This is a genomic window from Streptomyces niphimycinicus (genome assembly GCF_018883605.1).
GTDB classification, from domain to species: Bacteria; Actinomycetota; Actinomycetes; order Streptomycetales; family Streptomycetaceae; genus Streptomyces; species Streptomyces niphimycinicus.
Map to the genome: position 1 here is coordinate 1 of NZ_JAHLEM010000048.1, position 7,473 is coordinate 7,473.

6 protein-coding genes and 1 pseudogene are annotated in these 7,473 nt (G+C 70.3%); 2 read left to right on the forward strand and 5 right to left on the reverse strand.

Translation table 11 applies throughout. The features are described from left to right. Positions 1–255: 255 nt before the first annotated feature. A complete protein-coding gene (locus KN815_RS05780) occupies positions 256–999 on the forward strand; it encodes a flavodoxin family protein (protein ID WP_216340660.1) in 744 nt (247 codons plus the stop codon). 64 nt (positions 1,000–1,063) lie between these two features. On the opposite strand, the gene KN815_RS05785 is transcribed toward KN815_RS05780, so the two are convergent. The 3 genes and pseudogenes from KN815_RS05785 to KN815_RS50060 all read right to left on the reverse strand — a co-directional run. Then, positions 1,064–1,690 carry an RraA family protein gene (locus KN815_RS05785; RefSeq protein ID WP_216340661.1) on the reverse strand — a complete coding sequence of 209 codons (627 nt, stop codon included), beginning with the start codon at positions 1,688–1,690 and terminating at the stop codon, positions 1,064–1,066. Between the two features lie 177 nt (positions 1,691–1,867). Continuing rightward, positions 1,868–2,530, reverse strand: a complete 663-nt coding sequence (locus KN815_RS05790; protein ID WP_216340664.1) for a TetR/AcrR family transcriptional regulator — start codon at positions 2,528–2,530, stop codon at positions 1,868–1,870. 573 nt (positions 2,531–3,103) lie between these two features. Further along, positions 3,104–3,400, reverse strand: a pseudogene (locus KN815_RS50060) (helix-turn-helix domain-containing protein); the annotation flags it as partial. 95 nt (positions 3,401–3,495) lie between these two features. On the opposite strand from KN815_RS50060, the gene KN815_RS05800 reads away from it, so the two are divergent. Continuing rightward, complete coding sequence (locus KN815_RS05800; protein ID WP_216340662.1) at positions 3,496–5,106, forward strand: MFS transporter; 1,611 nt, start codon at positions 3,496–3,498, stop codon at positions 5,104–5,106. A gap of 154 nt (positions 5,107–5,260) precedes the next feature. Here the strand turns inward: KN815_RS05800 and KN815_RS05805 are convergent, their stop codons facing one another. Together KN815_RS05805 and KN815_RS05810 are read right to left on the reverse strand one after the other, a co-directional pair. Further along, positions 5,261–6,241, reverse strand: coding sequence for an alpha/beta hydrolase (locus KN815_RS05805; protein ID WP_216340663.1), 981 nt, complete (start codon positions 6,239–6,241; stop codon positions 5,261–5,263). Between the two features lie 289 nt (positions 6,242–6,530). After that, positions 6,531–7,223: a hypothetical protein gene (locus KN815_RS05810; RefSeq protein WP_216340665.1), complete on the reverse strand. Its 693-nt coding sequence runs from the start codon at positions 7,221–7,223 to the stop codon at positions 6,531–6,533. Positions 7,224–7,473: the final 250 nt, after the last annotated feature.

Here is a 7,473-nt window from a genome sequence, read left to right on the forward strand (position 1 = left end):
CCCTCCGGCTCCGCCGGAGACGACCCCCGGCCGCTCCGCGACCGTGCACCCAGCAGCGATACCGCGGCGCTCCGCGCCGCAACCACAAGGATGCGATTCCTCCCAGGGCTGAAGCCCTGGGGTTCCTCGCAAGGACAAGCCGAAGTGTATGAACACGCATGAAATGAGTCATAAGGAGACAAACGGCGATCTTCGCGAGATGCTGCTGAGCCTGGCCCGGCCGGCCGGGCCGGCAGTCCCGCATGAGGAGCCCCCATGGCAGCGTCGCCATCCACCGCCACCCCGACCGATGACGCGTACCGCTTCGACGATCTGACCGCCCTGTACATCAACTGCACACTCAAGCCGTCTCCGCAGCGGAGCAACACCCAGGGGCTGATCGACCGGAGCCGCGCGATCATGGATGCGCACGGGGTCACCACGGACGAGTTCCGGGCCGTCGACCACGACATCGCGACGGGCATCTACCCGGACATGACCGAACACGGCCTCGCCACCGACGCCTGGCCGAGGCTGTACGAGCGGGTGATGGCGGCGGACCTCCTGGTGCTGGCGGGGCCGATCTGGCTCGGCGACAACAGCTCGGTGACCAAGCGGGTGATCGAACGTCTCTACGCCTGCTCGAGTCTGCTCAACGACAAGGGCCAGTACGCCTTTTACGGCCGCGTCGGCGGCTGCCTGATCACCGGCAACGAGGACGGTGTGAAGCACTGCGCGATGAACATCCTCTACAGCCTCCAGCACCTCGGCTACACCATCCCGCCGCAGGCCGACGCGGGCTGGATCGGCGCGGCGGGGCCGGGGCCGTCGTACCTGGACCCGGACTCGGGCGGCCCGGAGAACGACTTCACCAACCGCAACACCGCCTTTATGACCTGGAACCTGATGCATCTGGGGGCCATGCTCAAGCGCGCCAACGGCATCCCCGCCCACGGCAACCAGCGCTCCGAGTGGGAGGCGGGCTGCCGCTTCGACTACCCCAACCCCGACTACCGCTGAGGCTGCCGAGGGTCTGGCCGAGAGGGCCGCCGACCGGCCCGGCCTCCCGACGAGCATCGGTGGCTCACGAGGGCGCCCGGTACTCGCCGAGGATCTCCTCCGCGGTGCGGGCATCCTCGGCCTCGACCTTCACCGCTTCGTCGATCACCCGCCGCAGGCTTCCGCTCGGGATCACCACCGCGCCGCTGGCGTCGGCGTAGACGTAGTCCCCGGGGACCACGCATACGCCGCCCACTTCCACGGCGACGTTGACGGCATAGGGCATGGCGATGTCGCCGCCCCAGCGGCTCGCCTCTCCCCGGCACCAGGTCGCGAAGCTGTAGGCGGCCAGTTGGTCGAAGTCGCGCAGTCGCCCATCCGCCAGGACTCCGGCGGCATGGGTGTGTTCGAGCCTGGAGAGCTTCGTTCCACCGCCGTGGGACACCTCGCAATAGCCTCCGCTGGAGAGCACCAGCACGGTGCCCGCCGGACGGTCGCCCACCGCCTGGCCGAAGAGATCGCCGAACTCGGCGTGCGGGACATCGTCGCGGTAGGGCACATAGGCGATCGTGGCGGCCGGGCCGAACAGCTTTCGCGGCGCGGGGCTGACAAGGCCGACGATATGCGCCCGGTGACCGTGGACCCGGCCCATGGCGTCGACCAGCGACGCGCAGGACACGCGGTCGGGCACGGGTTTCGGATCGCTGGCCATCGTCGCTTCCTCCCTCTCATCGCGACACCGGACGATCACCCCCATACCGGACACGCCATATGGTCAATGCTAGCCACCCGGCCGCACCACGGCAGCCCGGTGACGAGGCGCGGCCGGGGATGGAATTCGGCATCTTCACGGTCGGTGACATCACGACCGACCCCACAACGCCCCGGTCTACGGACACGGCCCCTCGCCGGCCTCCGCGGCTTCCCCAGTGGCCGTGGCGGCGACGTCCCCGACCACGGCACACGCCTGCTTCTCGGGCACACCGGCCGCGATGAGCATGGCAATGGCACTTCGGGTGCCGTCGTCCTCCAGTGCCTCCACGTTGACCTGCTCCAGCAGAGCGACCGTCAGCGCTTCCAGGCCCGCGCTGAGCACCGCCGGAGGCAGATGGGCGTGGAAGACGCCGTCCCGCTGTCCGCGCTCCAGGATAGATGTGACCTCGTCCCGCGCGGGCTTGATGATCTCGGTGATGCGTTCCGCGCCCAGGTCGTGCCGGGCCAGCGCCAGGAGCATCCGGTAGCGGTCGCCCACGGGCCACATCGACAACGCGAACTGCGCGAGCGCCCGCTCGGCAGGCCCCTCGGCCGTCACACCGGCCACCGCCGCGTCCCGGAATGACTCGGAGGCTTCCTCGGCCAGCGCCTCGAGCAGCGCGACCCGTCCGGGGAAGTGGCCGAAGAGGGTGCGCCGTACGACACCGGCGGCGCGCGCCAGTTCCTCCAAGGTGATGTCCGGGTTCCGGCCGAGTTCCTTGCGGGCCGTGGCCAGGATGCGCGCCCGGTTGGAGCGCGCGTTGCGTCGCTGCGGGACGCGGGCAGCGGGCTTGGTCACGGACAACCTCGGGGGCGGTACGGCGGACAGGAGCGGCAGGTCCATTCTGACACGCGGCATTCCTCGCGTTCCGGGATCGCTTCCAGGATCGTTTCCGGGATCGCTTCCCGGATCGTTTCCCGGATCGCTTCCTGCATACGGACCATCACCGCACCGGGCGAGGTCGCCGTCGAACCCCACGGCGATGAGGGCGGCGGCGGCCGTGCGTGTGCCGTCGTCGGTCCAGGTGCCGGTGTTCCCGCATTCGAGGAGCGTCGATACGTATGCCTCGACGGCGCGGCTGAGCACGGGCGGCGGAAGGCTGGCGTGGAAGACGCCCTGCCGTCGGCCTTCGGTGATGATCGCCGTGGCCATGTCGCGGGCGGGGGCGAGGATGTCGGCCCGTTCGGCGCCCAGATCCTGGGGGGCGAGCCGGAGCAGCATGCGGTAGCGGTCGCCCACCGGCCACAGGGTGAGGACGAAGCGCGCCAGGGCGGTGGGGGCGTCGGCGGCGTCGGGGGCCGGGAGCGCGACCGCGGTGAGCGCCGCCCGAAGGGCCGCTGCGGCGTCGTCCACGAGCCCCTCGACCAGCGCGGACCGCCCGGCGAAGTGGCCGTAGACGGTACGGCGGGACACCCCGGCGGCCTCGGCGATGTCGCCCAGGCTGCGGTCGGGGTCACGGTTCAGTTCCCGGCGGGCCGCTTCGAGGATGCGGGTCCGTGTGGTGCGCGTCCGGTGGCGCCCGGGGGCCGCCGGGACTCGCGGGTTGGGCACGACGGAACCTCCTTCACCAGGGCCGCCGCTCGGGGGCCCATCTGCGTACCCATCTGCTTGCCCATCGATGAGCACGCAATATTTGCACACAGGTGGGCAATAAACTAGTCTGCACATCCATGGGCAAGTAAGTGTCCTCGGTGCCAAGGCCGCAGCCCGCACCGCTCCTGCCGACCCTCGAAGCCGACCGCTTCGCCCCCTAGGAGCTTCCGATGCCGCTCGTCGCGAACACCCCGGTCGAGAAGATGACCGGGCCGTATCCACGGCGCTGGTGGGCACTGATCGTGCTGTGCCTGAGCCTGCTGATCGTGGTCATGGCCAACACATCCCTGATCGTCGCCGCCCCCGACATGACCACCGACCTGCACCTCAGCAGCAGCGACCTGCAATGGGTCGTCGACGGCTATACCGTCCCCTACGCCGCGCTGATGCTGGTGCTGGGCGCGATAGGCGACAAGTACAGCCGCCGCGGCGCCCTCATCACGGGCCTGCTGATCTTCGCGGCCGGTTCGGTGATGGGCAGCCAGGTGGACGAGACCAACCTGGTCATCACCGCCCGGGCGATCATGGGCGTGGGCGCCGCCGTGGTCATGCCCGCCACCCTGTCCCTGCTGGTGGCGATCTTCCCGAAGGGTGAGCGGGCACGGGCCATCACGGCCTGGACCGCGACCTCCGGCCTCGCCATCGCCGTCGGCCCCGTGGTCGCCGGCTGGCTGCTGCGGGACCACGCCTGGGGTTCCACCTTCCTGATCAACGTGCCCATCGCGGTCGTCGGCGTCATCGCCGCATTCCTCCTGGTGCCGCCGTCCAAGGCGAAGGACATGGGCCGGATCGACTACATCGGCGGTCTGCTCTCGATCGTCTCCGTCGGCTCGCTCGTCTACGCGATCATCGAGGGCCCGCACTTCGGCTGGGGCGCCGGTCCGGTCACCGCGGCCGTGGTCGCGGGCGTGGGCTTCCTGGCCTTCGCCCTGTGGGAGCTGGGGCACCCGCACCCCATGCTGGACGTCCGCAAGTTCAAGCTGCGCGCCTTCGGCGGCTCCATGCTCGCGGTGCTGTTCTTCTTCTTCGGCACCTTCGGCTCGATCTACTACGCCACGCAGTTCCTCCAGTTCGTGCTCGGCTACGACGCCCTGGAGACCGGCGTTCGTCTGCTGCCGCTGGCCGGTGGCGTGTTCGTCGGCGCCGCGGTCACCGGGAAGCTGGCCCCGAAGCTCGGGGTGAAGGCCATGGTCGTGCCCGGCATGGTCATCGGCGCCGTGGGCGTGTTCCTGCTCACGCAGATCGGCGAGGGCTCGGACTACACCGACTTCCTGCCGACGCTGCTGCTGCTCGGCTTCGCGATCGGCCTGAGCGTGTCCCCGGCGACCGACACGATCATGGGCTCGTTCCCCGAGGCCGAACTGGGCGTCGGCGGCGGCGCCAACGACACCTCGCTGGAGCTCGGCGGCTCAATCGGCATCGCCCTCCTGGGCTCCCTGCTCAGCACGTCCTACCAGGGCAAGCTGAGCGACCTGGTGGGCAACCAGCTCCCCCACAATGCCATGGACGCCGCCAAGGAGTCGGTGGGCGGTGGCCTCGCGGTCGCCGAGCAGATCGCGAAGAGCCCGAGCGGTGGCCCCCAGAAGGCCCAGGCGCTGGTGGACGCGGTGCACGAGTCCTTCGCCCACGGTGTCGCGCACACCAGCCTCATCGGCGGCCTCATCATGGCCGCCGGCGCCCTGATCGTCCTGGCCGTCCTGCCCGGCCGCAAGGCAGCCGCGCCCCAGCCCGGCCAGGAGCGGACGGAAGAGGACGTGAAGGAGCCCGCGGAGGTCGGCTGACTCCGGACGGGCCGTGCGTTGAGCGGCACACGGCCCTGGACGGTGCCGGGAGGGGACGCCCGGCACCGTCCTTTTTCGTGCCGCCCGCCGGGGCACTCCGCGGCGCGTAGTCCTGGCCGCACACCGACCACACCGCGCCGGGGCTCGCGGCGAACTACCCGGCCCGGTCCGGCAGATAGGCGCGGAGCCAGAGATCGAGCTCGGCGAAGATGCGCTCGCGCACCTCGGGTATCGACAGCACCAGGTCGTGCACCCCGTCCCGGATGCGCACGGTGGTGACCCGCGGGCCCAGCCGGGGTGCGAGGCGGGCGATGTCGTCGGCGCGCAGTACGCCGTCGGTACGGAGCAGAGCGTCGTCCCACTCGGTGGTGGCGGTGCTGGCGGTCGAGGCCATCACCAGGACCGGACAGTCGATACCCAGTCCGCGGCGCACCCGCCGGTGACCCCGTTGGATCGCCGCCAGCCACCCGGCGTAGAGGGGGAAACCCCCGGCCGGTTTCAGGCTCAGGTCGAACTCCCAACTGCCCCGGAAGTCACGGTGGAGACTGTGGACGTAGTGCGGGTTGGACGGGGTCGGGAGCTTGCGGGTGGCCGCCAGCCGTCCGAGGAGGTCGACGACGGGGGCGCCGAGGGTGCGGATCAGCAAGGAAGCGGGCAGGGACAGGAACGGGCTGTTGAGGAAGAGCGCGTCGATCGTCCCCTGCCCGGCCCGCCGGTCGGCGTACAGGGCGCTGATCAGGCCGCCCGTTGAGTGGCCGTTGAGCAGCAGGGTGTCGTGTCCGTCGACCTCGCGGATGATGCGGACGGCCTCGTCGAGTTCCTCGTCGTAGGCGTCGAGGTCGTGAATGTAGTTCGGCGAGTGGTGCGGGCGCAGTGAGCGGCCGTACTTGCGCAGGTCCAGTGCGTAGAAGTCATAGCCGCGCTCGGCGTAGAAGTCGGCCAGATGGGTCTGGAAGAAGTAGTCGACGAAGCCATGCACATAGAGCACCGCCCGGCGGGAACCTCCAGCCGCGGCGCCAGGATCCGCGCACCGGCGGCGAACCAGGGTCGCGACGACATCGCCCTCGTGGTCGGCCGCGAGCGGCAGGTCGATCGCCTGGTAGGGCTCGCCCAGGATGTCGGTGAGGAAGTCCACGGCGCCGACTGTAACGGCCTTGCCCGCACCAACACCGCCGGAACCCCGTGGCCTTGGTCACTGCCGACGCGAGCCCCGATCCCCTGCGCACCACCGAACAGTCCCGCGACCGCGGCCGCGGCCCTGGTGGCCACTCCTCGCGCTTGGCCCACTCGCTGCTGCCCAGTGGGTAGTCGTAGCCGGGGCGGCCGGTGTCGGCGCTGGTGCGGAACGGGCTTCCGCACGACTCCCTCAAGGTCACGTACTGGCAGCAGTCGATGGACGACGCCATTAGCTGGTAACACCACCGTCAACTGTTGACGGTGCGAAAGAAGTGGTCCGCGTCCTCGGGTTCGCCCAGCCGTCCCACCTCCAGCCAGGAGCCGTCGGTGAAGCGGAGCCGGAACGTGGCGAAGCCGCGCGGCTGGCCCGCCTCGCCCTCGACGCGGACCTGATCGAGGGGAAACTCCGCGAAGGTCCGGAAGTCGTCGGCCTTGGTGGGCGACAGCCGACGGCGAGGGGAGGTGGCGACGCAGAGGCGATCGCGGGCCAGCATGACCAGGCGCTTGGGGTTGGGCGAATGCCCGTACCAGCGCAGCAGCAGTTGGCCCGCGGTCAGGTTCCAGTCGCCGTCGAAGATGCCGTTGGCGGGGTCCTGCCGGCGATCGCGGGCAGGGTCGCCGCCGGTGGCGGAGCGGCGGGTGTCCGGCGGAGTCCGCGGCTCCCCGGCCCGCGGTCGGCGGTCGCGTCGTGGCCGGGACAGCCGGTCGAGCCGGCCACCCAGCTTGTCGATCAGCATCATCGGGATGACGACGAAGAAGAACACGACGGCCCCGACGTACAGCAGCCAGTGGTGGCCCGGCTTCAGCCGTCCCCTGCCCGCGGCGCGGTGCACCTCTTTGGGCGGTGTGGGAATGGGCTTGTGGATCTCGCACCAGACCAGGGCCGTGGGCTCCTCGCCCAGGATCTTCCGGGCCCGCCGGTGTACCGCGCGCTTCGCCATGCCGAAGATCCTAGAGCGGGCCTGGGTCTCACCGGTCGGGGCGGGGAACCAAGCGGTCATCCGGCCGCCACCGATGAGTTCGATCACCGAGCGAGGTCTACCCATGGACAGAGCAGGCCACAGACTTGACTTCCGCCTCCGCTTATAGGCGGGGGATTCCAGCGGTTGCCCGCTGGGGTTCCTGCTTCACCGACGACCGCCCCGTCCGGGAGGACTCCCGTTGAGGTCTCACACCGTCTCCACAGGCAGA

What these genes read in the sequence shown, in the direction of transcription:
- KN815_RS05810 (WP_216340665.1), bottom strand. Translation starts at nt 7,223, where the DNA reads ATGGCGAAGCGCGCGGTACACCGGCGGGCCCGGAAGATCCTGGGCGAG.
- KN815_RS05800 (WP_216340662.1), top strand. Translation starts at nt 3,496, where the DNA reads ATGCCGCTCGTCGCGAACACCCCGGTCGAGAAGATGACCGGGCCGTAT.
- KN815_RS05780 (WP_216340660.1), top strand. Translation starts at nt 256, where the DNA reads ATGGCAGCGTCGCCATCCACCGCCACCCCGACCGATGACGCGTACCGC.
- KN815_RS05785 (WP_216340661.1), bottom strand. Translation starts at nt 1,690, where the DNA reads ATGGCCAGCGATCCGAAACCCGTGCCCGACCGCGTGTCCTGCGCGTCG.